Annotated in this window: 2 protein-coding genes; one reads left to right on the top strand and one right to left on the bottom strand. The window is 66.0% G+C overall.

Annotated features, from left to right (window positions below):
* Nucleotides 1–1,339, bottom strand: a 1,339-nt coding sequence (locus SKC42_RS27335) for an IS110 family transposase (protein ID WP_442932285.1), incomplete at its 3' end; no start/stop codon positions are given.
* A 258-nt stretch (nucleotides 1,340–1,597) separates the two neighbouring features.
* Between SKC42_RS27335 and SKC42_RS27330 the strand changes: the two genes are divergently transcribed.
* The coding region (locus SKC42_RS27330) for a DUF222 domain-containing protein (RefSeq protein WP_330967353.1) at nucleotides 1,598–2,221 on the top strand (624 nt) is incomplete at its 3' end.

The raw sequence follows: 2,221 nt of genomic DNA, 5'->3' as shown, positions 1-2,221 counted from the left end.
TTGGCGACTCCTGTGACTCCTGGCCCGCCGCCTGCTTGCGGCGGTTTCGCATGCGTTGGTGGCGGACGTTGTCTCGGCGGCGTGGCTCGATCTGGTAGCGCTCTTTGACGATCGTGCGGCCCTGGACTTCGGTGATCGCAGTGCCGTCGACGTCGCGTAGAGCGTAGGGCTGGCCGGTGCGCATGCAGGTGGCGATTCGGGTTACCAGCAGGGTAGCCAGGTGGCAAATCGCGGAGTCGTGGTGGCGGTCGCCGGCCATCAGCCGCTGGTACTTCGCAGCGATCTGCGGATCAACCTTGCGGGCTTGATCGGCTGCGGTGCAGAGCATTTCACGTAGCAGTGGGTCGCCAGCCTTGGTGATCGAGGATTCGACCTGGCTCACCCCGGACTGGCTGACCTTGGGGACCAGGCCGGTATAGGCGCGGATCGCGGCCAGCGAGGTGAACCGGTGGGGATCACCGATCCGCCCAGCGATCACGGCGCTGATGACCGGTCCGACGCCCGGAGCGGAGGCCACGATGCCCTCGGGATCGGCGTCGGCGTAAAGGTTGGCGACCCGCTCATCGATCTGCTTGATTTGCCGAGTCAAAAACAGCGCCTGTTCGGCTTCATGGGCGATGTCATCGGCCAGTTCAGCGAAGTTCATCCCGTCTGAGCCCCACAACAGGAGGGTTTCCTTGGCGGCCGCGATGAGCCCGGTGGCATGCTCGCCGCGCCATGCGCCCCGGGAGCGGGCGATCAAAAACCGGCTTAGACGGCCCTGGCCAAGGTGGATCACTGCGTTGGGGTCGGCGTAGCGGGCGAGGAACTCTAATGCCGCGATGCCGTAGTTCGAGCCGAGCACTGCATACCAGGCCGGCCCGAGAAGTTCGACCAGTGCGTCGAGTCGGGCGTAGACCGCGACCCTGCGTTTGACCATGGTGGATCGTTGTTTGACCAACCGCCGCAACGGTTCTGCCGGTCCCTGACCGGAATATTGCCGCAGGCCTTCGGGATGCAGCAGCGGTAGTCGGGCCAGCAGTTCGGAGTCGATCCGATCGTTTTTGGTGTGCTTGGAGTAGTACTTGCGCAGATCCGCTGACTGGGTGGTGGGGACCATCACCACCCGAGCGCCGCGGCGGCGAAACCACTCGGCCACGACGATCCACGCGTTGCGGGTCGGCTCGACCACAACGGTCAGATCCCCTGGATCGGCCAGTTCGAGATCGGACCACAGCCGCTCCAGATCCATCGGCCTGGTGTAAAACTTGCGACCTCGCCATACCGTGGCTCCGTCACGCGCCAGTGTCGCTTGGTGTGCCGCCCGCACGGCCACGTCGATACCCAACGTCAACGCCATATCGCTGCTCCTGTCAGCCTGGATCCTGTTCACCAGGTGACTGACCATCGCGGCCACGGCCCAGACATTCTCTAAGCAGGAGTCCACACCCCACGGCTGGCTCCAAGTTCCCGAACAAGGACACCGCTGACCAGGCACCAAGCCCGCGGACGACCACTCAAAACTCAGGGATCACCTACATGTCCCGGTCGGACGTTCGGCCCGCCCGCGGACCCACACAAAGGCTAAATGTCGGGGGGTGTTTCTAGAGTTTGGGGCATGGGTGCGTGTGGTCGTGAGGAGATCGTCGAGGTTTTCGACGCGCTCGATGACGACGTAAACCGCCTGTGTGGGTTGTCTTTTGACGCATTGACCACCCCGGAGCGGCTGGGTGCCTTGGAGCGCCTGGAACGCGCGGCGCGGCGGCTGCGCGCCCCTCAGCACACCCTGATCAACCAGGTCGGCGCCCAGGCCAGCGCCGCGGAACTGGGCGGCTCGCTGCGCTCGGGGCTGGCCGACCGGCTGCACATCACCCGCACCGACGCCGGCCGGCGCATCGACGACGCCCACGACCTCGGACAGCGCACGGCATTAACCGGTGAGCCGTTAGCGCCGCGGCTTCCCGCAACCGCCGCAGCCCACCGCGCCGGACTCATCGGCGACGGCCACATCACAGTCATCCGCAGCTTCTTCGCCCACCTGCCCGCCGAGATCGACGCCTGCACCCGCCAGGCCGCCGACGCCGACCTGGCCGACAAAGCCACCGGATACCGCCCCGACGAGTTGGCCAAATACGCCCAACGCATCATGGACTGGCTCCACCCCGACGGCGACTTCAGCGACGCCGAACGCGCCCGCCGCCGCGCCATCACCCTGGGCCGACAAGACGCCGACGGCATGTCA

It is taken from the genome of Mycobacterium sp. 050134 (assembly GCF_036409085.1).
Lineage (GTDB): Bacteria > Actinomycetota > Actinomycetes > Mycobacteriales > Mycobacteriaceae > Mycobacterium.
Note: the sequence above shows the minus strand (reverse complement) of the source record. Positions and strands in the feature narration are given on the sequence as shown.